At 56.7% G+C, this 26,306-nt stretch carries 22 protein-coding genes; 12 read left to right on the top strand and 10 right to left on the bottom strand.

What is annotated here, in order from left to right:
* The first annotated feature begins 16 nt into the window (after positions 1 to 16).
* From GJR99_RS16995 to GJR99_RS16975, 5 genes are all read left to right on the top strand, one after another.
* The gene (locus GJR99_RS16995; protein ID WP_151114253.1) at positions 17 to 1,966 is read left to right on the top strand and encodes a heavy metal translocating P-type ATPase; all 1,950 of its coding nucleotides are present in this window, start codon (positions 17 to 19) and stop codon (positions 1,964 to 1,966) included.
* Complete coding sequence (locus tag GJR99_RS16990; protein ID WP_151114252.1) at positions 1,963 to 2,151, top strand: hypothetical protein; 189 nt, start codon at positions 1,963 to 1,965, stop codon at positions 2,149 to 2,151. Before GJR99_RS16995 ends, GJR99_RS16990 begins: the two co-directional genes overlap by 4 nt.
* The gene (locus GJR99_RS16985; protein WP_151114251.1) at positions 2,148 to 3,236 is read left to right on the top strand and encodes a succinylglutamate desuccinylase/aspartoacylase family protein; all 1,089 of its coding nucleotides are present in this window, start codon (positions 2,148 to 2,150) and stop codon (positions 3,234 to 3,236) included. Before GJR99_RS16990 ends, GJR99_RS16985 begins: the two co-directional genes overlap by 4 nt.
* Positions 3,237 to 3,243: 7 nt before the next feature.
* On the top strand, positions 3,244 to 4,974 hold the full coding sequence (locus tag GJR99_RS16980) for an adenosylcobalamin-dependent ribonucleoside-diphosphate reductase (RefSeq protein WP_151114250.1): 1,731 nt from the start codon (positions 3,244 to 3,246) through the stop codon (positions 4,972 to 4,974).
* A 99-nt stretch (positions 4,975 to 5,073) separates the two neighbouring features.
* A complete protein-coding gene (locus tag GJR99_RS16975) occupies positions 5,074 to 5,736 on the top strand; it encodes a SagB/ThcOx family dehydrogenase (protein WP_151114249.1) in 663 nt (220 codons plus the stop codon).
* Between the two features lie 63 nt (positions 5,737 to 5,799).
* Here GJR99_RS16975 and GJR99_RS16970 read toward each other — a convergent pair whose 3' ends face one another.
* From GJR99_RS16970 to GJR99_RS16955, 4 genes are all read right to left on the bottom strand, one after another.
* Positions 5,800 to 6,381 carry a molybdopterin-dependent oxidoreductase gene (locus tag GJR99_RS16970; protein ID WP_225317682.1) on the bottom strand — a complete coding sequence of 194 codons (582 nt, stop codon included), beginning with the start codon at positions 6,379 to 6,381 and terminating at the stop codon, positions 5,800 to 5,802.
* A gap of 70 nt (positions 6,382 to 6,451) precedes the next feature.
* Positions 6,452 to 7,435: a transcription initiation factor IIB gene (locus GJR99_RS16965; RefSeq protein ID WP_151114248.1), complete on the bottom strand. Its 984-nt coding sequence runs from the start codon at positions 7,433 to 7,435 to the stop codon at positions 6,452 to 6,454.
* Between the two features lie 380 nt (positions 7,436 to 7,815).
* Positions 7,816 to 7,980, bottom strand: coding sequence for a hypothetical protein (locus GJR99_RS16960; RefSeq protein WP_154326136.1), 165 nt, complete (start codon positions 7,978 to 7,980; stop codon positions 7,816 to 7,818).
* A 404-nt stretch (positions 7,981 to 8,384) separates the two neighbouring features.
* The gene (locus GJR99_RS16955; protein ID WP_151114247.1) at positions 8,385 to 9,563 is read right to left on the bottom strand and encodes an NAD(P)/FAD-dependent oxidoreductase; all 1,179 of its coding nucleotides are present in this window, start codon (positions 9,561 to 9,563) and stop codon (positions 8,385 to 8,387) included.
* A 160-nt stretch (positions 9,564 to 9,723) separates the two neighbouring features.
* Here GJR99_RS16955 and GJR99_RS16950 point away from each other — a divergent pair, with 160 nt between their 5' ends.
* A complete protein-coding gene (locus GJR99_RS16950; protein WP_191967177.1) occupies positions 9,724 to 10,506 on the top strand; it encodes an IclR family transcriptional regulator in 783 nt (260 codons plus the stop codon).
* Positions 10,507 to 10,586: 80 nt separating this feature from the next.
* The gene (locus GJR99_RS16945) at positions 10,587 to 11,738 is read left to right on the top strand and encodes an NAD(P)/FAD-dependent oxidoreductase (protein WP_151114245.1); all 1,152 of its coding nucleotides are present in this window, start codon (positions 10,587 to 10,589) and stop codon (positions 11,736 to 11,738) included.
* 198 nt (positions 11,739 to 11,936) lie between these two features.
* Here GJR99_RS16945 and GJR99_RS16940 read toward each other — a convergent pair whose 3' ends face one another.
* Together GJR99_RS16940 and GJR99_RS16935 are read right to left on the bottom strand one after the other, a co-directional pair.
* Positions 11,937 to 13,115, bottom strand: a complete 1,179-nt coding sequence (locus GJR99_RS16940) for an NAD(P)/FAD-dependent oxidoreductase (protein ID WP_151114244.1) — start codon at positions 13,113 to 13,115, stop codon at positions 11,937 to 11,939.
* 132 nt (positions 13,116 to 13,247) lie between these two features.
* Entirely contained in the window at positions 13,248 to 14,423 is a 1,176-nt protein-coding gene (locus GJR99_RS16935) for an NAD(P)/FAD-dependent oxidoreductase (protein WP_191967176.1), read from the bottom strand.
* 135 nt (positions 14,424 to 14,558) lie between these two features.
* Here GJR99_RS16935 and GJR99_RS16930 point away from each other — a divergent pair, with 135 nt between their 5' ends.
* Both GJR99_RS16930 and GJR99_RS16925 read left to right on the top strand, forming a co-directional pair.
* Positions 14,559 to 15,917, top strand: coding sequence for an aspartate aminotransferase family protein (locus GJR99_RS16930; RefSeq protein ID WP_151114242.1), 1,359 nt, complete (start codon positions 14,559 to 14,561; stop codon positions 15,915 to 15,917).
* Between the two features lie 452 nt (positions 15,918 to 16,369).
* The gene (locus GJR99_RS16925; RefSeq protein WP_191967175.1) at positions 16,370 to 18,514 is read left to right on the top strand and encodes an acetate--CoA ligase family protein; all 2,145 of its coding nucleotides are present in this window, start codon (positions 16,370 to 16,372) and stop codon (positions 18,512 to 18,514) included.
* 10 nt (positions 18,515 to 18,524) lie between these two features.
* Here the strand turns inward: GJR99_RS16925 and GJR99_RS16920 are convergent, their stop codons facing one another.
* Complete coding sequence (locus tag GJR99_RS16920; RefSeq protein WP_191967174.1) at positions 18,525 to 19,325, bottom strand: enoyl-CoA hydratase/isomerase family protein; 801 nt, start codon at positions 19,323 to 19,325, stop codon at positions 18,525 to 18,527.
* Positions 19,326 to 20,057: 732 nt separating this feature from the next.
* Here GJR99_RS16920 and GJR99_RS16915 point away from each other — a divergent pair.
* Entirely contained in the window at positions 20,058 to 21,431 is a 1,374-nt protein-coding gene (locus GJR99_RS16915) for a metallophosphoesterase (RefSeq protein WP_225317681.1), read from the top strand.
* 26 nt (positions 21,432 to 21,457) lie between these two features.
* On the opposite strand, the gene GJR99_RS16910 is transcribed toward GJR99_RS16915, so the two are convergent.
* From GJR99_RS16910 to GJR99_RS16900, 3 genes are all read right to left on the bottom strand, one after another.
* Positions 21,458 to 22,189 carry a hypothetical protein gene (locus GJR99_RS16910; RefSeq protein WP_151114239.1) on the bottom strand — a complete coding sequence of 244 codons (732 nt, stop codon included), beginning with the start codon at positions 22,187 to 22,189 and terminating at the stop codon, positions 21,458 to 21,460.
* 43 nt (positions 22,190 to 22,232) lie between these two features.
* Entirely contained in the window at positions 22,233 to 23,150 is a 918-nt protein-coding gene (locus GJR99_RS16905; RefSeq protein ID WP_151114238.1) for a formylglycine-generating enzyme family protein, read from the bottom strand.
* A gap of 201 nt (positions 23,151 to 23,351) precedes the next feature.
* Positions 23,352 to 24,566: a bactofilin family protein gene (locus GJR99_RS16900; RefSeq protein ID WP_151114237.1), complete on the bottom strand. Its 1,215-nt coding sequence runs from the start codon at positions 24,564 to 24,566 to the stop codon at positions 23,352 to 23,354.
* 449 nt (positions 24,567 to 25,015) lie between these two features.
* Between GJR99_RS16900 and GJR99_RS16895 the strand changes: the two genes are divergently transcribed.
* Together GJR99_RS16895 and GJR99_RS16890 are read left to right on the top strand one after the other, a co-directional pair.
* Positions 25,016 to 25,618, top strand: coding sequence for a hypothetical protein (locus GJR99_RS16895; protein ID WP_154326135.1), 603 nt, complete (start codon positions 25,016 to 25,018; stop codon positions 25,616 to 25,618).
* The gene (locus GJR99_RS16890) at positions 25,615 to 26,283 is read left to right on the top strand and encodes a hypothetical protein (RefSeq protein ID WP_151114236.1); all 669 of its coding nucleotides are present in this window, start codon (positions 25,615 to 25,617) and stop codon (positions 26,281 to 26,283) included. Before GJR99_RS16895 ends, GJR99_RS16890 begins: the two co-directional genes overlap by 4 nt.
* The last annotated feature ends 23 nt before the right edge of the window (positions 26,284 to 26,306 follow it).

Here is a 26,306-nt window from a genome sequence, read left to right as displayed (position 1 = left end):
CACCGGACACGAACAGATGTTCAGGCAGCGGTTCTTGGTGTCGCTCGTCCTCTCGATTCCAGTCATCTTCTTCAGCGAGTTCATTCAGGGTGTCTTCGGGTACACCGCGCCCACGTTCCCAGGAAGCGCCTGGATTACTCCAGTTCTTTCGGTAGTTATCTTCGCATACGGTGGCCTCCCGTTCCTCTCGATGGCTCGGACGGAACTCGAAAACCGTGAACCGGGGATGATGATGCTCATCTCACTGGCCATCACTGTCGCGTTCGTCTACTCTCTGGCCAGTCTGTTCATCGAAGGGACGACGCCGTTCTTCTGGGAACTGGTCACCCTCATCGATATCATGCTGCTGGGCCACTGGATGGAGATGCGCTCTGTTCGACAGGCGTCGGGTGCACTCGACGAGTTGGCGAAACTCATGCCAGATACTGCGGAGCGCATCACCGAGAGCGGGGAGACTGAAGAAGTTCCTGTCTCTACTCTTTCTGAGACCGATGTCGTCCTTGTCCGACCAGGTGCATCGGTCCCCGCTGACGGCGAAGTCGTCGACGGAGACTCGTCAGTAGACGAGTCGATGATTACAGGTGAGTCACGCCCGGTCGACAAGCAACCCGGTGAGTCGGTCATCGCTGGAACAGTCAATCAAGACGGGAGTCTTCGCGTCCGCGTGACGAAGACCGGTGACGAGACGGCCTTGGCAGGAATCATGCGTCTCGTCGAGGAGGCCCAACAGTCGAAGTCTCGAACGCAGTTACTCGCTGACAAAGCCGCTGGGTGGCTCTTCTACATCGCACTCGCAGTCGCGGGAATTACGGCTCTCGCGTGGACCGTCGCGATCGGGTTCGACATCAACGTTCTCGAACGTGCAGTTACCGTCCTCGTCATCGCCTGCCCTCACGCACTCGGGCTCGCAGTCCCGCTGGTCGTCGCCATCAACACGTCGACTGCTGCCCAGAATGGAATGCTCATCCGCGACCGAATCGCCATGGAGGAAGCCCGAAACCTAGACATCGTGATGTTCGACAAGACTGGCACCCTCACCAAAGGTGAACAGGGGGTCGTCAGCGTCGAGATTGCGGGCGACTGGGACGAACGACGAGTGTTCGAAGTCGCCTCTGGTGTCGAAGGTGACTCGGAACACATGATTGCACGCGCAATCAGAACCGCTGCTGAAGAACGTGGCGTCTCACGAACGAGCGTCTCGGACTTCGAGAACCTCCGTGGCCGTGGCGTCAAAGCTACTGTGGACGGTTCGACAGTTCATCTCGGTGGACCAAACCTCATCCAGACGCTCGGTATCGAGCGCTCAGCGGATGTTGCTGTCTTCGCAGATGAAGCGGGTGCGAATGCTCAATCCGTCGTCTATCTCGTCAGGGGCGAGTCTGAAATCGTTGCAGCGTTCGCGCTCGCAGACGTCATCCGCGACGAGAGTCGTCGAGCCATCGATGCACTGCACGAAATGGGCATCGAGGTAGCGATGTTGACGGGTGACTCCGAAGACGTCGCTCGTGCCGTCGCTGACGAACTCGGGATAGACCAGTACTTCGCAGAGGTCCTCCCTGAAGAAAAAGACACGAAAGTCGCACAGCTCCAGTCTGAAGGAAAACGGGTCGCGATGGTCGGCGACGGCGTCAACGACGCACCAGCGCTGACTCGTGCTGACGTCGGCATCGCAATCGGGTCGGGGACGGACGTCGCTATCGAGTCCGGCGATATCATCCTCGTCGATAACAACCCACTGGACGTGGTGCGCCTCGTCCGCCTCTCGAAGGCAAGCTACCGGAAGATGCAGGAGAACCTCGTCTGGGCAACCGGGTACAACGTCTTCGCACTCCCGCTGGCCGCGGGGATTCTCGCACCCATCGGCATCCTTCTGTCGCCGGCGATCGGCGCGGTGTTCATGTCGCTGTCGACCATCATCGTCGCGGTGAACGCCAGACGACTCAGAGGGGTCGACCTTTCGGCATGAACACCCTGCTAGTCGGTGGGTGCGGATTCACCGGGACAGCCGAAGTTGATGGGGCGCAGGACTTGGGCCGACTGACCTCGACGACAGCCATCGGCAGACGTGAACAGAGTTGGGCCGCGTGTGTGGACGCAACGAGCGTCGCGACGTTCGTGCTCACCTCCCTCACTACGGAGGCGTTGCGATGACCGCAGATTCGATTTCCATCGGTGGACGGACCGTCGAAGCGGGCGAGAAGCGAACGTTCCGCTTCAAGTGCAGTGAGACGTATCACGGTGACCCCATCGAGATTCCAGTTACGGTCATTAACGGTGAGTCAGACGGACCGCGGGTCTTTCTCACCGCCGCAGTCCACGGTGACGAACTCAACGGTGTCAAAATCGTTCAGGAAGTGGCGAGTCAGTACGCCCCCGATGCGATCAACGGGACGCTCGTCTGTCTCCACGTCTTGAACGTCCCAGGGTTCCTCGCCCAACAGCGGTACGTCCCCATCTACGACGAGGACCTCAACCGGTCCTTTCCCGGAAATTCACGCGGTACGATGGCGAAGCGACTCGCGAACACGATATTCGAGGAGTTCATCTCGAAGTGTGACCTCGGCCTCGACTTCCACACGTCGACGCGAAATCGAGCGACAATGTACCACGTCCGCGCCGACATGCGTGACCCGGCCGTCGAACGAGTCGCCCGAGCGTTCGGTACGAGCGTCATACTCGATGGGGAGGGTTCGGTTGGGACACTCAGGCGGAGCGCATGCAGGGACGGTATCCCGACTGTCACGGTAGAGATGGGGCGGGCCCATCGCTTCCAGACAGCACATCTAGACCGGGCTCTACACTGTGTCGCGAGCGTCCTTGCCGAACACGAGGTGCTATCCGACCGACCCGTCTCGTGGCCGGGGTGGACGCGTGTGGTCGCCCGCGACAGAGAAAAGACGTGGCTCCGTGCCGAAACCGCTGGGCTCGTCGAGATGGAGTGGGGTCCGCATCCGCTCGTCGAAGAGGGAGACCCACTGTTCACCATCTCTGACCACTTTAAGGACCACGTCGAAGTGGTTCGTGCACCATCGACCGGTCTCGTCATCGGCGTCTTAGAGAACGCTGTCGCGTACCAGGGCCACCCACTTTGTCACTTCGTGACTCTCGACGAGGAGACCGTCGATATCATTCGAGACGATATCGAACAAGGAGTCTTCGACATCTACCGGCAGGGTGGGTTTCAATGGCCCGAACCACGCTGGTACACAAAACAGCATAGTAGAACGGGGCCATAGAGATAGTATGCGTCCACTCGGCCCCATCGCCACGACGGTTCTCCATCGGCGCTATCTCAAACGGGACAGCCAAGGGGCCGTCGTCGAGACGCCGGACGAACTATTCCATCGCGTCGCTGCGAATCTCGCGGAGGCAGAAGCACAGTTCGGCGGTGACGTGGACGCAACCGAAGCCCAGTTCTACCGGTTGATGCGCTCGCTCGACTTCCTCCCGAACTCACCGACGCTGATGAACGCTGGGACCGACCTCCAGCAACTTGCTGCCTGTTTCGTGCTGCCAATCGAAGATTCGCTCGAGTCCATCTTCACCGCGGTCAAACAAACCGCTCTCATTCACCAGAGTGGTGGCGGAACGGGGTTTTCCTTCTCGAACCTCCGACCGAGAGGAGATGTCGTGATGAAAAGCGGTGGCGTGGCGTCCGGTCCCGTGAGCTTCATGAAGGTGTTCGATTCGACGACCGAACAGATCAAACAGGGTGGTCGAAGACGTGGTGCAAACATGGGTGTCCTCGACGTTAGCCACCCCGACATCGAGGAGTTCATCACCGCCAAACGGGAGGAAGGCGTGTTACGCAACTTTAACCTCTCAGTGGCGACCGACGAGACGTTTTGGGAGGCTCTGGAGTCGGGCACGGCCTACAATCTGGTTAACCCACGAACCGGTGCTGTTGTCCGGCAAGAGGACCCAGAAGTCATTTTGGGCCTGATAGCAGCGGCAGCGTGGGAGAGCGGTGACCCAGGGATGTTGTTCCTCGACCGGATCAACGAAGATAACCCGGTGCCCACTCTCGGGAGAATCGAAGCGACGAACCCCTGTGGGGAAGTTCCAGAACTCCCGTACGAGGCGTGTATCCTCGGGTCGGTCAACCTCGGTCAGCACGCAGAACGTGGTGAGGTGGACTGGGAAAAACTGCGAGAAACCGTCCACCTCGGAATCCGACTCCTGGACGACGCTCTGGAGATGTCGTCGTTTCCCATCCCAGAAATCGAAACGATGGTACGGAAGACTCGTCGCCTAGGACTCGGAGTGATGGGGTTCCACGATATGCTCGTCGACGTCGGAATCCCCTACGACTCTGACGAGGCTGTCGAGTTCGCCAGCGACCTGATGGAGTTCGTCCACGACGAAGCGTGGGTTGCGTCCAAACAACTCGCCGATGAACGGGGGCCGTTCCCAGCGTGGGTAGAGTCGACCCACGAGAACCCGGTCAGGAACGCCACGACGACTGCGATTGCGCCCACAGGGACGATTTCACTCATCGCCAACTGTTCGTCTAGTATCGAACCCATATACAACGTCGCGTACACCAAACACGTCCTAGAGGGGTTGGAGATACGCAACGAACGGTTCGTCGACAGAGCTAAAGAGCGAGGGTTCTACTCGCCAGAACTCCTCCAGCGTATCCACGACCGAACGTCGATTCAAGACGTCCCGGAGATACCAGACGACGTGAAACAGCTCTTCCAGACGGCACACGACGTTCCTGCCGAACAACACCTTCGAATCCAAGCAGCGTTTCAAGAACACGTCGACAACGCGGTCAGCAAGACGGTGAACGTCCCGCAGTCGGCGTCCGTCGAAGACATCGAAGATATCTTCCACAGTGCACGCAGGTATGGGCTCAAGGGAATGACCGTCTTCCGAAGTGGAGCCCGAGCCGAGCAAGTTCTGGGAGACAGCCCACTCAAAGAAGAGTGTGTCCGGGAGTGCGATTACGTCGCTCCCAGAGAGTCGTAGGATGTCGATACGAGACTAAATCCGCATCTGTTGCTATCCAGACTCACCGCTTAGAAAACTCACAGCACCGCTTTGGTCTTCTCGAACGTATCTAGAACGATGAACCGCTTTGGTGGTAATCAGGATGGTGGTAGTTCGCGACTGTTCTCAGAAGATACCATATCCCTGCCCCCACCACAGAGAACGGGTGGACTCTCGGTCGAGGAAGCGCTCTTCAACCGCCGGTCTCGACGTACCTACGGTGACAGACCGCTCGAGAGAACAGAACTCGGGCAGTTACTCTGGGCCGCACAGGGGGTGACCGACCGACGAGGAGCATATCGAACGGCACCGAGCGCTGGTGCGCTATATCCGCTCGAACTCTCCGTTACTATCGGTGCAGACGCGGTCGAGAGCCTCGGCGCTGGTGTCTATCGGTACAGTCCAGTAGGTCACGAACTCGAGCGAGTTCAGTCAGGTGACGTTCGGAAGCAGTTACGAACTGCAGCACTCGACCAGGATATCGTCGAACTGGCCCCCATCAGTATCATCGTGTGTGCGGTCGACGAACGAACGACGCAAAAGTACGGCCAACGTGGAGCTAGTCGATACGTTCCGATGGAGGCCGGTCACGCCGGGCAGAATATCTATCTTCAGGCAGAGTCACTGGGGCTTTCGACTGTCTCGGTCGGTGCGTTCGACGACGAGCGCGTGAGAGATATCCTTGGGGCGCCGCCCACTCGACGGCCACTGTACATCTTCCCAGTTGGTCCGCGTGTCTGAACGACACGGCCCGAATTCGTCGATTGTCTCCGAAGAAGCCCGAATCTGTATCTCGGGACTCTGTTACTCCTCGGTGGGGTCGTCGAGTAACCGCGACTCGAAGTCTGCTGGGTCTGCACCCGGTTCGAGTTCCAGTGTCTCGATACGAGTGGCCCCTTTGACCATGCGTTTTCCGTCCATGTTCGGTCCGAGAAATCGCGTCGCGTACCCACCGTCGTTGGCGAGAGAGTTGTTGTCGCGGGCGGTTGCGATAAACGAGTCCAGGGCGGTCACGACGTCGACACACACGCCATACCCGTCGTCACTCGTCACTCGGACGTGTGTCGCCTCTGGCGGCGTACCTGCCTGTTCGAGGAGTGTCGAGACGGAGACACCGCTCCAGGTCGCGGTCGTCTTCTTGCCCGTGTCGCACACGACGGTACACTCGCGTTCGACGGTTGGAAATGCGTTGAAATCTTCCTGAGTGAGGAGTACCTGTGTGTCACCGTCAACTGTAATCTCGAATGTGGGGTTGTCGTCGGTGGGTGGCTTCTCTGTCTCGTGTCCGTCGTCGACGTGGGTGTCTGCTGAGTCGACAGAGTGGGTGGTCATTTGCACTGAGTACGTGCCGACGATAGTTAGTTCCTCGTCGTTCGTGGCTTCCATCACCTATCGTCGACCACTCCAACCGGCTTCGACAATCGGTCTAGCGTGTCGCTCCTTCTGTCGTGTCGGGTCACAGGCGAACCGACTGCTGTTCTTCGTACAGGTCGAGGAGTTCCTGGTACCGGTTTCGGATGGTGACAGTGCTAACCTCAGCAACCGTGCTCACGTCGTCCTGGGTGACGTCTCGGCCGGTGAGTCGTGCTGCTGCATAGATTGCCGCAGCCGCGAGGCCGATCGGACTCTTTCCGTTGGGAACCACCGTTCCTTCGGCGAGTTTGAGGAGGTCACGCGCGAGGTGTTCGGTCTCGGTGTCGACATCCAGCTTCGACGTGAGACGGCCAACGTACTGCTGTGGACTCGCGGGTTTGACGGCCAGTCCGAGTTCTCGGGCGATGTACCGGTACGCTCGCTTGAACTCCATCTCGTCGACTCGGCTTACCGTGTCGACCTCACCGATGCTTCGAGGTGTACTCATCTGCCGAGCAGCCGCATACAGTGACGCGGTGGCGATTCCTTCGATAGTTCGCCCAGGGAGAAGCCCCGCGTCGAGTGCTCGGCGATAGATGACACTCGCAGTCTCACGAACTTCGGCAGGGAGGCCGAGTGCGCTCCCCATGCGGTCGATTTCACCGAGTGCCTGTTTGAGGTTACGTTCTTTGTGGTCCCGAGTGCGGAATCGTTCGTCCCACGTACGGAGTCGTTGGATTTGCTGACGTTGGCGTGAGTTCAACGTCTTTCCATAGCTATCACGGTTCTCCCACCCGATGTGGCTGGAGAGTCCTTTGTCGTGGAGCATCTTCGTCGTTGGCGCACCGACGCGACTCCGACTGTTTTCCTGGCCAGCATCGTATGCACGCCATTCAGGACCGGTGTCGATGTGTCCTTCGGTGACGACGAGTCCGCATTCGGTGCACGCCGTCTCTGCGTGTTCGGCGTCTGTCGTTAGTCGGCCACTACACTCCGGACAGATATCCAGTTCCTTGCGGTTGACATCTTTCTCTTCGGTGGTCGATGTGCGGCGTTCTCTCTGGGTCGTAAATTCTACTGAACTCATGGTGCGAATTAGGTGTTCTTCCGCTGGTGACGATGCCAACGGAGCGAACTACGCTTACCACAAGTAAGCCCCATCCATATATAAATCTTGCTTAAAATATAATACGTGTAGTTGCAGAACAGGACTTCTATCACCCACCAATAGAGCTGACTAACGTTGAAACATCATTCGAACCTCGAGGGCCAATCTGAAACGTGACTCTGACAATATCGCCGGACGAAACACGGCCGCATCACCTGTCAGGGGCCTGCGAGCGGGTACATCGGTGTTCTGAAATTCCTCGTAAACACGTTGTCGTCTCGTCTCGCCGTGTCTCGTCTATTCCTCCAGTCTCGCTGTAGAATCACGCAAAATCAGACGCCGCGTCGGGGGTCTCGGTCTCACTCGTCTCTGCCGAGTTCTAATTCGAGTTCGTCTTCTTCGTGCTCTGCGCGGCGCTCTTCGTCTTCTTCGAGGTGTTCGATCTCCTCTTCGACTTCGTGTTCGAGTTGACGCTTGTTCTCGTCTCGGCCCTTGTCGTCGCGGGCTTCTTTGGTGTCGGCCATACAGAGAACTACGCGTTCTACCCTCATAACCACGACAGGCACGACTGGGAGAGGAGCGCGTAGATTTTGAAGAACGATAGTCGAAGTGCAACGTTCGACTACGCGAACATCGTCCCAGTCTTCTCATTGAACACGTGGTGACAGTGCGTCCGTGTATATCGCTGAAATGTACCCTACTGACAGAACCGGATAGTGTCAGTATCTACACAGTGTGCGCATCTAAGACTGTCAGCCCAATGTGCTTGCTGGAGGAGTGTTCCCCCTGTCGTCCGTCAGAAGATTCGTCGAATGGAGCCATCGACTCGAGACGGTCTGTGTCAGGGACTAGTTATTCAATTCACTTGCTCAACTCGTTCCGAATTCTGAATCACAAACAATCTCCATCAGATGATTGCTTCGGTACCTCAATCGGTATGGACTGTCCGTTCTGTGACGTGTGCACACTCGAAGTCAGCAGACCGGTTCTCGAACCGTCCGAGGCGATACGGTTCGATTGGGAACGGTGCAGACTCCCCCGTAACGAGCGAGCGAACGGCAGTCGCGACGAACGGCGAGCACATGATTCCCCCAACGGGTCCCGTGATTGCGACGATGAGCCCATCTGGTGCCTCGCTGGGGGCGTCGATAATCGGCACGTCGTCTGGCGTGGCCGCGTCACCTGACGGACAGCAGTCCTCACTTTTGATTCGGGCGTCTTCGACGTCCTTGACACGGTCAACGACGGCCTCTGCGACCGCTTTGCGGAAGCTTTCCGTGATGGAGCTTCGGACGTTCCCAGGGTTCTCGACGAAGTACGTGCCGCCGCCGACGTGGAGGTCCCCGTTGTGTTCCGGACGCCAGTACATGCCGGAGTGTGCGTCCCACGCCATCGGGAACTCCTCGTCGAACTCTCGACTCACCTCGAGGTTCACAGTTTGCCAACGGAACGGTCGGACCGGAACTTCGACAAGGTCTGAGAGGAGACTTCGGGTCCGCCAGCCAGTCGCACAGACCACGTGATCAGCCGTGATAGTCTCCCCATTTACGCGTACACCGGTCACCGACCCATCATCGGTCTCCACAGCTTCGACGTGCATGTTCGTCTCGTATTGGGCACCACGACCCTCGGCGTCCGCCTTCAGCGTCATCGTGTACGTGTAGGGGTCGACCCAACCACAATCGTCGAACACCACACCACCGACGAATTTGTCTACTACCAGCGCACCAGGATATCGGTCGGCAATCTCTGTGGAAGTGAGATACGTCACGTCGAACCCGTGGGAAGCCATCTCAGTTGCGTGTTCACGTCCCCAGGATTCTTCCTCGGCGGAGACGAGGTTGATACCTGGTCGCGGTGTGAACGTGAACTGCCCTGTCCCATCGTAGGAGTGGAAGAACTCCATAGCGTAGGCGCACGCTTCGGGATAGTCAGGAAAGTCAGGACACGTAGTTATCAGTCCAGACGCTTTCGGACTCGTATCGCCACCGGCTGTACCACCTTCCAAGACGAGGACGTCGTGGTCAGGGGCTAGTTCTCGCGCTGTCGCACAGCCGATGACACCACCCCCAACGACAATCACGTCGTATGACTCAGGACGAGGCATAGACACCTCTACTCTGATGACTCGGTTATACTTTTCTTCGGATGACATGTGAGTCAGATAGTCGGCTTCTTTGGTCTGGCATTGTCCGGTGTTGCTGTGTGTCGATTGAGACGCTCTATCCCGAGACAGATTTATGGGAATATTCGCCCATAGACAGGTAATGACACACACCGGTTCCGGACGGTTGGTCAAATCGACGATACGCTCGCTGCGTATTCTCGAGTACGTCGAGGAACAGGGGAGTGTGCGCCTGACCGATGTCGCCTCCGAGTTCGACATCGGACACAGTACGGCTCACAACCACTTGGTGACACTCGAACACGAAGGCGTCCTCGTCAGGAGGGACGGCAGATATTCGCTGGGGATGAAGTTTCTCAAACACGGTGTCTCAGCCACCCAAAGCATTCCTTACATCGAAGTAATCAGACGAAATGTGCTCGAACTCGCAGAGCGACTGGAACTGGAGATCGAGTTTCTGGTCGAGGAACACGGCCGTGTCGTATCGGTCATCGATACCGGGTACAAGTTCACGAAGTACCCCACAGCGGATTCAAATCTGAACGTCGGGACATTCTACCCGATGGGCTGTACGGCATCTGGAAAGGCAATACTTGCAGCGATGTCTGAGAGTGACGTCGAAGAAGTACTAGACGAGTGGGGACTCCCCGAATCCACACAGTACTCTATTACGAGTCGCGAGGTACTGTCCGAAGAGTTAGAACAGGTTCGGGAACGAGGATACTCCAGCGCGAAGCAAGAGATCGTCGAAGGGTTCGACAACATCGGTGTGGTCATCACGGGTCCTGACGGGACGATAATCGGAGCAATCACCGTCGGGTGGCCGAGCTATCACTTCGAGACCAGCGTGCCTCACCAAATCGTCGACCAATTACTCCACACAAAGGAAGCAATCGAAGCAGAGATGCAAACCACAGAAGCATAGCAGCGGACTAACGACTCTTTACCGAAGGTAGATCCTGCTACCCCGTAACACTTAACCAAGTAGTAGATTATTGTGAGAAAATGACTAGCAGACGTGTCGGCGCCGTAGTCGTTGGTGGTGGCATCGTCGGTGCGAACTGTGCGGTTCAACTCACCAGGGCAGGGGTAGAAAACGTCGTCATTCTCGAACGCGACGCTCCCGCGAGCAAGGCAAGCGGCCGTGCCGCGGGAAATCTGACCATCTATCGCCACGAACGGTTCGGGGCAGATGCCTCTCGACTTGGGCGTGAACTCTACGAAGAGTACGAACAGAAGTACGACGACCTCACGCTCCACAGGACGAAGTCCTACTCCATCGCATACAGTGACGAAGGAGCAGACTACCTCCGGTCAGAGCACGAATCGACGACTATCGAGACAGAACTGTTGAACGCCGACGAGTTGGCTGAGCGAGAGCCAGAATTCGCCACAGACGACGTCACAGTGGCACTGGGCTTCGAAGACGCAGTCTACACTGACCCAAAGCAGTTGACACTCGCGGCCCATGCAGTTGCTCGTGACGAGGGGGCGACACTGGTACAAGAAGAAGCTCGAGACTTCGAGGTAGAAGGAAACGAAATCTCTGTGCAGACGACTGACGGCAGGTACGAGTCGCCAATCGTGGTCGTCGCCGCCGGTGCGTGGACGAAGCGACTTCTCCAACGGGCGGGGACGGACGTCGCTCTGCGACCGCGAACGAGCCAGATTGCGATTCTCGAACCACCGTCTGACAGAGACATTCCCATGTGGAGCGCGCCGGATTTGAGTGTCTACGGTCGGTCGACACCCGAGGGCCGGGTCCTGTTCGGTGGCGGAACCACGACACCGGTGACAGACCTCGAGTCGTTTCGTACTCGGGCAAGAGTGCCGTTCCTCCTACAGGTCGGTGAGCTAGCCCCCAGGATACTGCCAGTCCTCGAAGACGCAACGCTCCACGACGACTGGGCGGGACGTGTCTCGGCGACCCCCGACCGCTATCCATACATCGGAGAGACAGATATCGAAGGGCTCTACGTCTGTTCCGGATTCAACGGAGAGGGTGTCTCGAATAGCCCCTTCGCTGCTCGTCTGCTCACCGACCTAATCGTGGGCACAGACCCCCTCGTCGACCCGTCTGAGTTCGACCCGACACGATTCGAAGGGGACGAGGCGTTCGAAATAACCGACGCCGTCCAGTGGTGGGCAGACCGCTAACTGCAACAGAACAGGCTCACAACCGAAGAGACGACTCGATACCAGACAGGTCCAGTCGAGCAGGCATGTCCAGCCGAGCAGACAGGTCCGGTCGGAGTGTCCCCCAATTCCATACTTGTGAAGGCGCTTTTCACCGAACAGATGGAAGTCGGTGGGCCGTCGTCTCAGACCAAATTCGAAGGGTAACAGACGGTCTCTTTAGCTGCCAATGTCGTCCGGAGACTCGTTGATGAACGTCGTGGTCCAGTCTTGTGGGCCGTCATCGAAGCGGTCGAGCGTGTATTTCGACAGTGGGAACGGTGCGTCCTCGCCAGTGACGAGAGAACGCACTGCAGCACCGGTGACGGGCGACCCCATGATGCCGAACCCGTGCATTCCTGTCGAGATGACGAGTCCGTCGGGACAGTCCGCAGGCGCGTCGTGGATTGGTCGCTCGTCAGGGGTCGCTGTATCCCCGATGTGACACGTATCTCCACTAGAGATGCGTGCGTCCTCGACGTTCTTTACCTGCTCTGGAATCGTCATGGCGACGTGACGCTTGAAACTCTCGGTAGGGGTCGTCCGAGTCGTGCCAGGTTCGTCCACGTAGTACGTTCCGCCGCCGACGTGGAGGTCACCGTTGTGCTCTGGACGCCAGTAGAGACCACTCCGAATGTCCCAGCAGACAGGGAAGTAGTCAGGGAACTCACGCTCCACTTCGAGGTTGACCCACTGGTAGCGGAACGGTCGGATGGGAAGGTCGACCCACTCGGAGACGAACTCCTTGGTGTGCCAGCCCATCGCGACGACGACGGTGTCTGCAGCGTACGAGCCGCCGTCCGTCTCGACACCGGTGACTGCACCGTCCTCAGTGGTGACGCCAGTCACCTCGACACCCGTCTCGAAGTCAGCACCGGCGTCTTCAGCGTCTTCCTTGTAGGTAATCGTCAGTGTGTACGGGTCGACCCACCCACCTTGTTCGACCTCGATAGCGCCGACGAAGGGGTCCAACTCGAGGGCCCCAGGATAGCGGTCTTCGATTTCGCTCGTCGACTCGATGTAGTCCATCTCGAAGTGCTCTTCTATCTGTTCTGCTTCGGACTGAGCGAGTTCCTCTGTCCCCGGCGGAATGAGGCGGAGGTTTTTCCGCTGGGTGAACTCGAAATCCCCCGTACCGTCGTACTCGTCGAAGAAGTCGGCCGCGTACTTGGCGGCCTCTAGGTGGCCGATGTAGTCGTGAGCAACCGAGATAAGCCCCGACGCCTTCGCGGTCGTTGCGGCCGCAATCTGGTCTCTCTCGAGAACGAGTACGTCGTGGTCCTCCGAGAGAAATTTCGCTGCCACACAACCGTTGATTCCACCACCGACGATTACAACGTCGTAGCTCTCGCTTTCCATGTGTGTGATTGACACGGTATCGGTCGGTACTAACTCTTTGGGTTATCGAATAGTCGAATACAGGACACTCGAACGACCTATCTGCTCAGTCGTAGGGACGCGAAATTGCCGATCGGAGAGTTCTACACCAGATTATCGGCCGGCACCCTCCATCTCGAACGTTCCTCGAAGGTCGAAATCAGCAGCACCGTCTTCGAATCTATCGACGGCGAACTGTTCGACCGAAAACGCCGGTTCTTCGCCCGTGATGTACGACCGAACCGCTTCCGCCGCGATGGGAGAGTTCACCATCCCTAACCCGTTGAGGCCGACAGCCACGACGATTTCGTCTGGGAGTGCAGATGACGACCCGAGGAGCGGGAGCGTATCTGGTGTGGCCGCGTCGACGCCCGACCACCCGTCGACGAACTCCGCCCGTTCTGCTCCGTGGATAACGGTTGGAATCGTACTCGCGACGTGAAGTCGGAATTCGTCGTCGGTCCCAGAACCCGAGGCGTTGACTTCGGGGTTATCCTCTAGATATTCTCCGCCACCAACGAGGAGGTCACCGTTGAGTTCACCGCGGAAGTAGAGTTCTTCTCTGGCGACCCGACCCAGCGGGAAGGTGTCGTCGAGGGGTTCCTCGAGTCGGAGCATTGCGCACTGCAGATGAAACGGCCGGATAGGAAGGTCGATGTATTCTGAGAGGAACTCTCGTGTCCGCCACCCCGTGGCCATGACACAGTACTCCGCAGACAGCGACCGTTCTGGGAGTTCGATTTCTGCGACCCCGTCCTCGACGTGAACGTCACTAACCGGTGTGTGCCTGAACACGTCGACACCGCGGGCTTCAGCGGCCTTCTGGAGGGCGACAGTGTATTCGTAGGGGTCGACCCACCCTGTGTCCGCGTACTCGACGACACCAGCAAACCGCGAGGCGTCGAACCGAGAATATTCTCGTTCTACCTCCGTTGGTTCGAGGAAGGAAACCGGGAACCCCTCGTCGGAAAGAGTTGCGGCACGTTCACGCGCAACGTCCTCGCTGTCGGGTTGGATGAACTCGATTCGTGGTCGTTCGTGAAACGAGAAGTTCTGCGTCCCGTCGAACTCCCTGAACCACTGGTTCGCGTACCGTGCGACGTCTGGGTGGCTACCGTGGAACAACGTTGGCGCGACGAGACCGGCTGCCAAGCCGGAGGCCTCACCGGCGATTTGACCTCGTTCGACGATGGCGACGTCGTGGTCGGTTGCAAGATGGTACGCGGAGGCACAACCGGCCACACCCCCTCCGACGATGACCACGTCGTAGTCAGTATCAGAACTTGTCATCACTGGTATGGTGCGACACCTCATACCATAAATCCTGACCGTCTCACGGGTGGAGATGCTGTGTCGGAAGGATGAACACCAGCGTGTGTCACAACCACCCACACACTTATTAGACAGACACGTATCACCTCTGTCATGGCTTATTGGGAGAACCTAGTGGCCGAGTACCGAGAGCGTACGCCGACCAGCGAAACACTCCACGAGGAGACTCGCGAACACATTCCTAGTGGTGTTGCGAGCACGTCTCGTCAGTTCGACCCGTATCCGTTCTACATCGACCATAGCGACGGAGTCTATCTCGAAGACGTAGACGGGAACCGTTATCTCGACTACGACATGAACAACGGAGCGGGACTCTGCGGACACACCCACCCAAAGATTACAGCGGCACTTCACGACCAACTCGATGAGGGCACGCTGTACACGATGCCCCACGGGTTATTGGCGGAGGCCGCAACAGAACTGAAAAAGCGGTGGAGTGCACTCGAGAAAGTTCGGTTCACCAACAGTGGGACGGAGGCGACGATGCACGCGATTCGGATGGCACGTGCGTACACCGGTCGAGACAAGCTTCTCAAAATCGAAGGAACGTACCACGGTGTCCACGATTACGTGATGGTGAGTGGCACCCCACCGAAGGGCAAAGCAGGCCACCCGAACCGACCGATGAAGGTAGCGGACGGACACGGAATCCCAGATAAGACGGTCGAAACTGTCGAAATCGCACCGTTCAACGACCTCGAAGCGACCGAAGACATCATGCGAGACAACATAAACGAAATCGGCGCATTCATCGTCGAACCGGTTATGTTGAACAAGTCGGTGACGCCTCCGCAGCAAGATTACCTCGAAGGACTCAAAGACCTCTGTGACGAGTACGGCATCGTCCTCATCTTCGACGAGGTGAAGACAGGAGTGAAGGTCGCCCCCGGTGGCGCTGCCGAGTACTACGGTGTTCAGCCCGATATGGTGACGATGGCGAAGTCGATCGGAGGCGAAACGTCTGTCGGCGCGTTCGGCGGGTCTGATGCGATCATGGACCAGATCTCGAACGACTACGCGTGGCACTACGGAACCTATAACGGGAACCCATTCGTCCTCCGAGCGTTGGTAACGGCGCTTCGTGACGTGTTGACCGACGATGCATACCAGCACGTGAACAAGCTTGGTGAACAGATGAAATCAGGGTACGAAGACGTGATAGAAGATGCGGGAATCACCGGACAGGTTCGAAACGTAAACTCCCAGGGAATGGTCCAGTTCACCGACGCGAACATCACCAACTACCGGGAGTTCATGGCGAACATCAACGACGACTTCCATCGGCTGTTTTGGTTTGGGATGGTGAATCAGGGTATTATTCCACACCCCTACGGTGCCCGCCAGCAGTGGACTATCAGCGTCCAACACACCGAAGAACACGTCGACGAGACGATCGAGGCGTTCAAGAACATCGCCCCAACACTGGCCGACGAACAGGAATCCTGGCACTAACTCCCTCATTAGAACACCGTTTTCACCGGAGTCTCACTCGAAACTGGTTCGTGAATGAAACGGTCCATATCCTAGTTCACAACTACCATCGAGTATACTGACATTGTTTTCGGTCCACAGTTCAGAGGCGACCGAAATTGATAGTCCATCGGTTTCACACATAGTGAAAGTTAGAACCACCCATACGCCACTCAGGCGACTTTTGAGTAGAGGTAACATGACACGTTGTATTACAGAGATACTACTGTAACGTTGCCTCGAAATCGGACCACCAGAGCGGTTGATTTCACTATGTGTGAAACAATAGCGTCTCACCGACCGAGACTGGTCGGTAGTTCAGATGCAGTTGCTAAAGTTTCACCATGTGTGAAACAAGGCTGCACGCTCTTCAGACATATTACCACGTGACACGACCCCAATCTATTAGATGGTTCTCTGGGTCAGTCTGTACAATGGACCAACTCGAGCGACTATTTAATCCGCAAGCCATTGCGGTCATCGGTGCGTCACAGGACCCAAACAAACGTGGCAACTACACGATTTCAGATCTTCTCCGATGGGGCTACGACGGCGACATCTATCCAGTGAATCCGAAATACGACGAAGTACACGACTTACCGGCATACCCATCTGTTCTCGATATTCCTGGGCAGGTGGACCTGGCGTTTATCGTGATTCCTGCACAGTACGTTCCAGAGGCAATCCGTGAGTGTGGCGAAGCAGGTGTTGCAGGCGCTGTAATCAACACTGCTGGCTTCGGTGAGGTGGGCGAAGAGTCGCTCGAAGATGAACTGGCCGTGGCCGCCCGCGAAGCAAACGTCAGGCTAATCGGGCCGAACATTCAGGGTGCAGACTTCGTTCATCAGCACGTCCACCTCCTCGGTGGTATCCGAACGACACCCGGTAAGTTGGGAATGATAACCCAGTCTGGAAACATGGGGATTGCGCTCTCGGTCGATGCTGAAGACAGCGGAACCGTCGGGTTCAGCTACAACATCGGGGTCGGAAACGAAACCGACCTCCAATTCTACGAATATCTCCAGTTCCTCGGTGAGGAGGACAACACTGACGGTGTCGTCATGTACGTCGAGGGAATGAACGATGGTCGAGCATTCCTCCGAGAAGCCAGACGTGTCTCGAGAGAGAAGCCAATCGTCGTCTACAAATCAGGGCGGACAGCAGAAGGCAGAGAGTCAGCAAAGTCTCACACAGCGTCACTAGCTGGCGATGTCGCCGTCGTCGAAGCAGCCTATCGCCAAGCTGGCGTCCATCCACTCGACAGCGTGGACCTGCTCGTACCGGTCGCTGAGGCACTGACGACGTGTCCAATTCCCGACGGACCGAACGTGGCCGTGCTCACTGATGGCGGTGGTCACGCCACGGTGACGGCAGACGCGATCGAACGCGCTGGTCTCGAAGTCCCTGATTTGACCTCGAATACGCAAGAGACGCTCAAAGAACTGTACGAACTGTCGCCGAATCTCACCAACCCAGTCGACGTGATGGGAATGTCCGACCACGAGACGATGTGGTACGATACGGCGAGACATATCCTCGAAGACCCAAACGTCGATGCCCTCTTGATTACGGGTGGGGCACTCGGGTACGAAGAATGTTGGTGGAGTGACGACGAGACAGAACGCGAAGACGAACCGACACGCGACCTCAACATCGCCCGTAAAGTTGCGAACATGGTCGACGAAGTCGGGAAACCCGTCGTATTCAACAGTTTGTGGGAGGAACTTAGGTGTTCGACTGCGCTGGAATACCTCTCAGAGAACGGCGTACCGGTGTACGAAGAAGTCGATACAGCAGTCGAAGCACTGCGGGCGCTCGCTGAGTACGGAGACCACCTGTCCCACGCGGGTGAAAAGTCGGATTTCGTTATCGACGGTGACGAGAACACAAACCCACTCGTCGTCGAAGCAATAGGTGAGAATCGGTCGACTCTCTCCGAGTTCGAATCCAAAACGATACTCGCTGACCACGGTGCTCCTGTCTCGTCTTTCGAACTCGCAGAAACGACCGAGGAAGCAGTTGAAATCGCGGACGGGTTCGACGGCCCTGTCGCAATGAAAATCGCGTCACCGGACATCGTCCACAAGACCGAAGCAGGCGGCGTCGAGTTAGGTGTCGAGGGTGAACAGTCAGTTCGTGACGCATTCGAATCGATCCGCACCGACGCTAGTGAGTACGACTCGGCTGCCCGAGTGGAAGGCGTCTTGATATCACCGATGGTTCCGAGCGGAATCGAACTGCTGGTGGGCGTCGTCAACGATCCAGAGATTGGGCCCGTCGTCACCTGCGGTATCGGTGGTATCCTCGTAGAGGCAATCAACGACGTTGCATTTAGAGCACTCCCCGTTACGGAACACGACGCAAAAGAGATGATAGACGAGATCGACGCGCAGGCGTTACTCGACGGACCACGTGACCTCCCAGCAGTCGAGAGAGACGAACTTGTCGAGTTGCTCTTGTCGGTCTCGACGCTCGTGACGAACAATCCTGCAATCGAGGAACTGGACATCAACCCAGTGGTCGCTACCGAAGACGGTCTTTCGATACTCGATGCGAGTCTCGAAATCGGCGCAGAGTGACTGTCTCTAGCTAGTCTTTTTCTGCGGTGTTCATCCACTCGATAGCTGCGTTGACACCTTCTTCTTCGACGATTTCGTGAAATCGATGAGCAGTCTCGGTCTCGGATGTCACAGCATAGAGGTACTCATCGATTTTCCCTGCAGAGTTCGAGCGGTACCCTTGCGTCTCCTGGATGTCGTTGAGCGTGTCCTTGAGGAGTTTTACGACCGAACTCGGCGTCTTCTTGATGTGAGAGACTTCCTCCTCGACTGCAGCCCAAAGTGCGTCTTCGTCTTCCACGACCTGATTTATCAGCCCCATCTCCGCCGCCGTCTCGGCGCTGATGTGCTTTCCTCCGTACAGAAGTTCTCGCGCGTGTTTCAACGAGTCGGTCACGAACGGCAACACGAGGCGAGGCGGTAGTTCGCCCATGTGGACGTCTGGGAAGCCGAACTCAGAACGTGCTGTCGCAATCGTCAGGTCACACACGAGCGCAAGATTACACCCACCGGCGAGCGCGTACCCGTCGACTGCTGCGATTACGGGCAAGTTCAGGTTGAAGATGGTATCGAGATGCGTGTACGACGATTTGATCAGGTCGTCCATGGTTTTGGTGCTTTCCTCACCGAAATCGTACCCCGACGAGAACGCTCTCCCTGCACCCGTGAGGACCACAACACGGATTTCGTCGTCGTCCTCGGCACTCTGGAGTGCGTCTTCTAACTCTCCGCGCAAAGTCGTGTTCAGTGCGTTGAGAGACGCTTCGTTCGTGAGTGTGATGGTAAGTGTGCGGTCCGCTATCTCTGTCTCTAGGTATTCGTACTCGGACACGGACGAGTATTCCGAAACTGTCATCTTATAGATATCGGTGGTATAGAACTCTGTGAGATTGGATTGCCGATACTCTTTTTCGGATGGGCCGTCGCGTTCGTGCCCCGACGTAGGACCAGTATGACTGTGTCCAGAGTCACTGGTTCCGGGTGAGCGCAGAAGTAAGCAGTAGTAGACACGAAGTCACAATTGTATGGGAACTATAATATAAATATAATCGTTGGGGTAGAGGTAGATTCAGTATGGTGCACGGTTAAAACCGGTGGAATAGTTAAGTATTGAACTAATTTGGATGAGATAGCCGAGTTAAAGCATATATTCAAAATTATTCTGTGGGAAAAGTAGAATCACCTGGGTTGCGGTCTTCGTCAGTACGTGAAAAATTGACAGAGTGAAATATATGTCTAGTATCTAGTGTTTAACGCAGTTGGAGAAACAATCCGTTACACACGTACATCCGTAAACAATGAAGTTCTGACAATACAGTACTAATGTGCCGAGAACAAGCCATAGGGACCATGAGAGACCCAAATGAAAGCCGTGTATTTCTCTGGATTTAGAAAATCGTTATGAACCGATAAGACGTATACTACCCATGCAAGAACAGTGGCATCTCCGCACTATGACCAATGGGCTTTCCACAAAGTTGACTGACTGGCCACTGGCTGGAGGTCTGCTGTTTCCCGATTTGACTGCCGCTGTCAAGTGTACTCCAAACACGCTACCCCTGTAATGTCCTCACACGCGATGTCCCCAGACGAGACACGATACTATTTCATCAGCGACCTGCACATCGGGGGAGACGAACAACTCCAGAACGTCGAGTTCAAAGACGAACTCGTCGACTTTCTTCGTGACCTCGAGGAGAGCGACGAGAACGCGGAACTCATCGTCAACGGAGACGCGTTCGGGTTGTGGGAGTTCACCGAACTCGAAGGGATGGAAAAGTTCGACGCTCTCGTCGACCGCTACCCAGACATCTTCGAGCAGTTTCGGGCAACCGGTGAACGGATACCGATTACGTTCATTCCAGGGAACCACGACTACGAACTCGCATGCTACCCTGAGTACGTCGACCGATTGGCAGCGTACAACGTGACGCTCGAACAGGAAGTAGTCATTACGCGTCCTGTCGGTGACCGAGTAATCTGGATAGAACACGGACAGCAACGTGACCCGAACAACAAAAGCCCCGATTTCGGGAACCCCCACGCCAATCCTCCAGGGTATTTCGTGAACCAACACATCACGAGTCGGGCAGGAAAGCTTTCGGCACGGGGGAAGTTCAACTGGCTCAAAGATATCCAATCGGTAACCCCGATGACGCAGATACCGGAGTGGATGATATCGAAGTATTTCTACCGCGAGATGAGTCCATTCCTCCGATACGCGTCGCTTCCGTTCCTCCTCACGTTCAACATCAGTGTCCTGTATCTGCTACTGTTCATCCTCTCGGTTCTGGGGATTTGGGCCGAACCACTCGACATCGTCAATTCGTTTATCAGATTCATCGGATTCGCCGGTGTGCTGCTCGACGTCGTCATCGCAATAAATGCCGTAATCGTCGTGATACTCGTCCTGCTGTCGATTCCACTGTTCTTCGTCGTGAGAGATGTTCGACGAACACTCGAACGGTTTGGATTAGTCGAAGTGGACGAACCGGAAGCGGTCTCGGACGCGTACATCGACGGTGCCAGAGACGTGTTCGAATCGAATCCCGACGTCGCTGTGTTCGTCTACGGCCACACGCATCGTGCGTCTCTCACTACGGTCGACGACCGCGCAGTGGTCAACACCGGAACGTGGTTGAAGCGACTCCACCGCCGGTCTGTCGTGTTCGGACTCCTCCCGCTCGTATTCTACTCGTCGTTCCGACTCAACTACTTCGTAATAACCGCTGACGACGACGCAGTCGCAATCGAGTACCATCGAATCGAAAAGGAGAATCCGAACGACTTGACGCTGTTAGAGAGACTACTCACACGGAAGCCTAAACTTGAAGATTCGATTCCGGAACGGACTGCAGTCGGGTCTGCGTGGCACCATTCGCCTGCGGAGTTCGAAGAGCCACCGACGACACAGTCTCCAGTCGACGATGTAGACTAGGACTCTGTGAGTACTGCGGTCAGCGGTTATGCCAGCAACACGAGACTGACGAACACGGCGACACCGATGAGGAACGCGAGGAAGCGACTTTCCGAAACATCCGGGAGTTCTTCTTTGATGACGTTGAAGACGATCGCACCTGCAACGAGCGAGAACAACATCGCTAACACCAGTTCGTCTACCATCGTCACGAATCCGATTACGGCACCCACGAGTGTTCCTCCTGCAAGCAATAGTTTTCCGACGGTATCGAACGCGACGCCATAGTGGCGGTGGAGCCCGTAATCAGTGACAGCAAAATGCAATGCCATCGCAACTGAGTAAAAAAAGAGGTTGGAGAAGGTCTCGACTTCTTGGTGGAAGAGGAGATACCCGATGAGGCCGCTGTAGACGACGAACGAGGCCAAGTGGACTCGGTAGACCGTCTTCGACGGGTCGGTCACGTCCCTTCGGTGTTGTGTGACGGCAACTTCCACTCCGTAAAACAGAACGAACCCAATGAGCGCAGCGAGGAACACCAACTGTTCCGCGAGGAATGCGTCCGCTCGAAGTTCACCAACGGCGACCGCCGCCTCGGAAACCTCCGGTAACATGAGCACGAAAACGTAGGCGACCGACGCACCACCACCGGCCGACAGGAATTGGCGACGTCGCTCACTGCGAGCGAACTCCCATCGTCCAGCGAGGAGGTGTATCCCCGCGAGTGCGACAGCGAAAATCCCTGCCGCAAGCGGAAATCCAGCGAAACTCTCACTCATCAATAGCAGATCTCAAATCGACGGGTTGTCCCCACACTCTCGGTCAGGCCACCTCGACGATACATCTGAAGCTCACGTGGTTCGTCGACGTGTCGATTGGTTCTGGATAGCGCGCTGCCGGTCGGTAGCGGAAGCAGTAGTTCGGCGCACAGAGGTGTGACCCACCCTTGAGCACCTTCCGAGGAATGCGTGACGGGTCGTGTGGGTCGATGCTCTGGGCTTCTGAAACGCCGCGTGGATTAGCGGGCGTGCAACACGACGGTGAGTCGTTCGTACCGGCTTCCGGGTCGTCGCTGTACCAATCACGAGTCCAGTGCCACGCGTTGCCTGCCATGTCGTACAGCCCGTATCCGTTCGGTGGGAACGCACCGACGGGCGACGTTCGTTCGTATCCATCCAGTTCTTCGTTTTCGTACGGGAACTGCCCTTGCCACGTGTTCGCCATCAACTGGCCGTCGACGACGTGGTCGTCACCCCAGACGAACCGCTTCTGTTCTAATCCACCACGAGCGGCACGCTCCCACTGCGCCTCAGTTGGAAGACTCTTTTCGGCCCACTCTGCGTACGCAACGGCATCTTCGTAGGTGACGTGGACGACGGGATGGTCCATCTTTCCGTCGAGACTGCTGTCGGGGCCGAGTGGGTGTCGCCAATCAGCACCAGGGACGTACGACCACCACTGGTTCGGGCGCTGGAGGTTGACTGGATGGTTCGGCGACGTAAACACTGCTGACCCCGGAACGAGGATGTCTGGGTCTGCGTCCGGATAGTCGTCTGGATCTGGCGGACGTTCGGCGAACGTCGTGTATCCTGTTTCGTCGACGAATGCTGCGAACTCAGCGTTCGTTACGTGGTGGACGTCCATCCAGAATCCTTCGACAGCAACCTCGTGTACCGGGCCTTCCTCAGGGTAGAATTCGTCCGAACCCATCCGAAACGTTCCACCAGGGACCCAAACCATACTCTCGTGCGGTGGGTCAGTAGGAGCAGTATCGGTGTGTTGTCTTCGTTCGTTGCTCATGATGAGTTCCCCAGCAGTGCGAGAGTCGAGAACGCCCAAGTTTCGGAGATGGAGGGGCCCGACAATCACAAGCTACTACGTCAACTGTATAACACGAACGGACATAAATCTCCCCCAGCGTTCTGTGTCGAAAGAGGTGTCTCAGTCGTCTCCCCGGTGAGTGGACGCTGCCGATTCAGTGTGTTCGGTCTGCTCAGCAATGTGTTCAGACCGCTCAGTTCGGACGTACGCGCGATAGACGGTGCGTGTGAGTTCTCCGACACCGAGGAGAGAAACACCAGTATCGACGACTGGACCGATGGCCGGAAGTGAGGCGAGGAGTCCGACGACGAGTACACCGACGAAGAGACTGACCCATCTGTTTTCGACCGGGTCTCGCTCGATATTTACATACGCGAGCAAGCGAGGGACAGATTCGAGAAGCCACACGCCGACAGCGAACCGACCGTAAATCGCCCCAACCCACCAGGTCACGAGGAGAGTTGCACCACTGGCAAGTGCCAGTGGGAGGCCAAAGAGACTGACTCCAAGTAAGATGACCACGATCGGCGCACCGATAGTAGTCACAAGTCCATATCCTGCAGATTGGACTGGGTTCCGAACGATACCAGACGCGACTCGAGTCGAAAATCTCGGGAGTATCCCGACGAGTAGTAGGCCGAGAAGCAGGTTGACGAAGAATCCGTACGCATCGAGGAACGAGATAGAGAACGGAAGTGTTTGAACGGGGATGAGACCCGGAACGAGAATCGACCCTGTGGGAAGGTGCGTCGCGAGTGTCGCAGGCAAACTACGGGACGTCCCAGTGGCGAGCGACTGGGAACCGAAAAGTCCCCCTGAGAAGCGTGACGTCTCTGCTGGTTCACCGAGTGAGAAATTCGACGTCGAGTTCTCGCCGCCAAGCACGGAACCGTTGACCTGTGTTCTGACTGCTGTCGTCTGTAATCGCCCTGTGATCGTTGCATCGTCTTCGACAGTCACGAGAACACTAATCGCGTCGACAGTTCCCGAGACATCGCCTGAGACACTCAGCGCACCGCCAATCGTATCGATACCATCACCAATTGTTCCTGAGGCAGTGGTAACCCCACCCAGTGCGGTGAGCCTCCCACCGACCCTCCCTGTTACGTCAATTCGGCCTGCGAGAGCGGTTACGTCGCCAGTTACCTCACCCGAAACGACGACGTCACCAGCGAGTGCAGTCACATCCCCATCGACAGTTCCACGGATAATTACGGTGCCAGCAGCAGTCGTCAGGTCGTCTGAGACCGTCTCTCCCTGTTCTACCACGACAGTCGGACCAACCTGTGTCTTCGCACTCGCGACACCCGGAACCGTTGCGAAGACGACCAACATAACCAGTATCCCGACGAGTGCTCGTTGGGAGTACGTGCGGCGTCGTCTCTCTTGTGCTCTAATTCGGAGGCGAGTTCGTCGAGTCGGTACCCGTTTCATCGGTTTCTTCTCGGATAGGTCATTGTCGATTACGTGGTCTCCGAGCCGTTATCACAGATGGGCCACCCCAGTCTAACGGCGTCTTTGATTTCGGAAGTCTGTCGTCAGTACTGATGAGGGTGACACGGCGACCGTTCACGCACCCATCGGACAGGCTAGTTGTCAGCATAGATAACAATCTTCCAAGGAATAAAGGTTCGTTAGTCAGTTCCAGAATATCTTGATTTTAAAAAGATGTATCGACGTTAAAAACCCATTTGTACACTAATCTTTATTTAAATCTGAGACGACTAGTTCACCGGTTCGGTCGATGTTCCGACGTTCGTCGTCGAATTCAACGTGGTGCCATCATGAGTCAACAGTTACCAGAAGAGTGGTTTGTTCGTGACGAGAAGATTAATGCAGTTATCTCGTGGGCGATTACTGCTGTCCTCGCCATCCTCGCAGTCCTTGGATTCCTCGCGGGACTGCTCGTAGTCATGGCGATTGCAGCAGTCGCAGCTCTCGTCGCCATCACACCTGCGACGGTCAGTCGGTCGTGGACACGGACGGTTTCGTGGCCGTTGTTACTCCTTGCGTCGCTCCCACTGGTACTGGGCGTCGGGCGACCAGCGTTCTTCACTGACATCGTCGTCGGCCTCAGTATTGCAACCCTCTCGATGCTCGTCGTCGTCGCACTTCAGATGACGACGACAGTTCGGATGACACCGAGGTTCGCCATCTTCTTCGTCGCCTTGGCAACCATGGCGTTCGCAGGATTCTGGGCCGTTGGTTCAGCACTCTCTGCACAGTATCTCGGCACTGCGTTCGTCGAGACGAACGACCAGTTGATGATTATCTTCACTTCTGCAGCGATTGCAGGAGTCCTCGGTGGCCTCCTCTTCCGTTGGTACTTTAGAAGGCAACTCAAGGCGAATCTCGAGATTCAGCCTGACGTCGAGGTGGCAGCATGATCGCAGAACAGCAAGTCAAGAAAGGTGGACGAGTAGAGCGGACCCTCGTCCGCGTCCTCCAGGTGTTGATGCTCGTCATCTTCGCACTCGGAGTGTACTACGGAAACAGTGGCGTCTTCGTTAACGCTGGCGTCGGACTCCTCGTAACCTTCCTGCCCGGCCTTCTCAGACGCAGGTACGATTTCACGATGGACGTCGGCATCGTGCTCTGGATATCCGTCGCGATGTTCCTGCACGCCTTTGGGACACTCCCACTCCCCGGTCTGGACTTCCTCAGCGCGTACAAAGCCGTCTGGTGGTGGGACCACATGACCCACGCACTGTCGTCGTCGCTCGTCGCGGGCGCTGCATATGCTGTGACGCGAGCGCTGATGGAACACACAGAGTACATCAACATGCCACCGCGGTTCATGTTCGTCTACCTCCTCACTTTCGTGATGGCCTTCGGTGTGATGTGGGAACTCCTCGAGTTCTACATCGGTGTCGTCTCCCAACTACTCGGCGCCGATGAGGTACTCACCCAGTACGGCCTCGACGACACCGTCCTGGACTTGATGTACAACACACTCGGCGGACTACTGGTCGCCATCTTCGGAACGGCCCACCTCACCGGCATCTCTGACGAGCTTCGCGGGAGACTCGAGGGGCAGTCAGCAAACCGGTGAACGAAACCTGCGTCCGAGCAGTA

This window comes from Haloferax marinum (assembly GCF_009674625.1).
GTDB lineage: Archaea > Halobacteriota > Halobacteria > Halobacteriales > Haloferacaceae > Haloferax > Haloferax marinum.
Note: the sequence above shows the minus strand (reverse complement) of the source record. Positions and strands in the feature narration are given on the sequence as shown.

Coding starts and splice junctions, on each gene's coding strand:
- GJR99_RS16955 (WP_151114247.1), bottom strand. CDS start 9,563: ATGCCTCGTCCTGAGTCATACGACGTGATTGTCGTTGGGGGTGGTGTC.
- GJR99_RS16890 (WP_151114236.1), top strand. CDS start 25,615: ATGATCGCAGAACAGCAAGTCAAGAAAGGTGGACGAGTAGAGCGGACC.
- GJR99_RS16990 (WP_151114252.1), top strand. CDS start 1,963: ATGAACACCCTGCTAGTCGGTGGGTGCGGATTCACCGGGACAGCCGAA.
- GJR99_RS16930 (WP_151114242.1), top strand. CDS start 14,559: ATGGCTTATTGGGAGAACCTAGTGGCCGAGTACCGAGAGCGTACGCCG.
- GJR99_RS16940 (WP_151114244.1), bottom strand. CDS start 13,115: ATGGAAAGCGAGAGCTACGACGTTGTAATCGTCGGTGGTGGAATCAAC.
- GJR99_RS16970 (WP_225317682.1), bottom strand. CDS start 6,381: ATGGAAGCCACGAACGACGAGGAACTAACTATCGTCGGCACGTACTCA.
- GJR99_RS16935 (WP_191967176.1), bottom strand. CDS start 14,423: ATGACAAGTTCTGATACTGACTACGACGTGGTCATCGTCGGAGGGGGT.
- GJR99_RS16985 (WP_151114251.1), top strand. CDS start 2,148: ATGACCGCAGATTCGATTTCCATCGGTGGACGGACCGTCGAAGCGGGC.
- GJR99_RS16905 (WP_151114238.1), bottom strand. CDS start 23,150: ATGGTTTGGGTCCCTGGTGGAACGTTTCGGATGGGTTCGGACGAATTC.
- GJR99_RS16925 (WP_191967175.1), top strand. CDS start 16,370: ATGGACCAACTCGAGCGACTATTTAATCCGCAAGCCATTGCGGTCATC.
- GJR99_RS16945 (WP_151114245.1), top strand. CDS start 10,587: ATGACTAGCAGACGTGTCGGCGCCGTAGTCGTTGGTGGTGGCATCGTC.
- GJR99_RS16895 (WP_154326135.1), top strand. CDS start 25,016: ATGAGTCAACAGTTACCAGAAGAGTGGTTTGTTCGTGACGAGAAGATT.
- GJR99_RS16950 (WP_191967177.1), top strand. CDS start 9,724: ATGACACACACCGGTTCCGGACGGTTGGTCAAATCGACGATACGCTCG.
- GJR99_RS16910 (WP_151114239.1), bottom strand. CDS start 22,189: ATGAGTGAGAGTTTCGCTGGATTTCCGCTTGCGGCAGGGATTTTCGCT.
- GJR99_RS16900 (WP_151114237.1), bottom strand. CDS start 24,566: ATGTTGGTCGTCTTCGCAACGGTTCCGGGTGTCGCGAGTGCGAAGACA.
- GJR99_RS16915 (WP_225317681.1), top strand. CDS start 20,058: ATGTCCTCACACGCGATGTCCCCAGACGAGACACGATACTATTTCATC.
- GJR99_RS16960 (WP_154326136.1), bottom strand. CDS start 7,980: ATGGCCGACACCAAAGAAGCCCGCGACGACAAGGGCCGAGACGAGAAC.
- GJR99_RS16965 (WP_151114248.1), bottom strand. CDS start 7,435: ATGAGTTCAGTAGAATTTACGACCCAGAGAGAACGCCGCACATCGACC.
- GJR99_RS16980 (WP_151114250.1), top strand. CDS start 3,244: ATGCGTCCACTCGGCCCCATCGCCACGACGGTTCTCCATCGGCGCTAT.
- GJR99_RS16995 (WP_151114253.1), top strand. CDS start 17: ATGTTCAGGCAGCGGTTCTTGGTGTCGCTCGTCCTCTCGATTCCAGTC.
- GJR99_RS16975 (WP_151114249.1), top strand. CDS start 5,074: ATGAACCGCTTTGGTGGTAATCAGGATGGTGGTAGTTCGCGACTGTTC.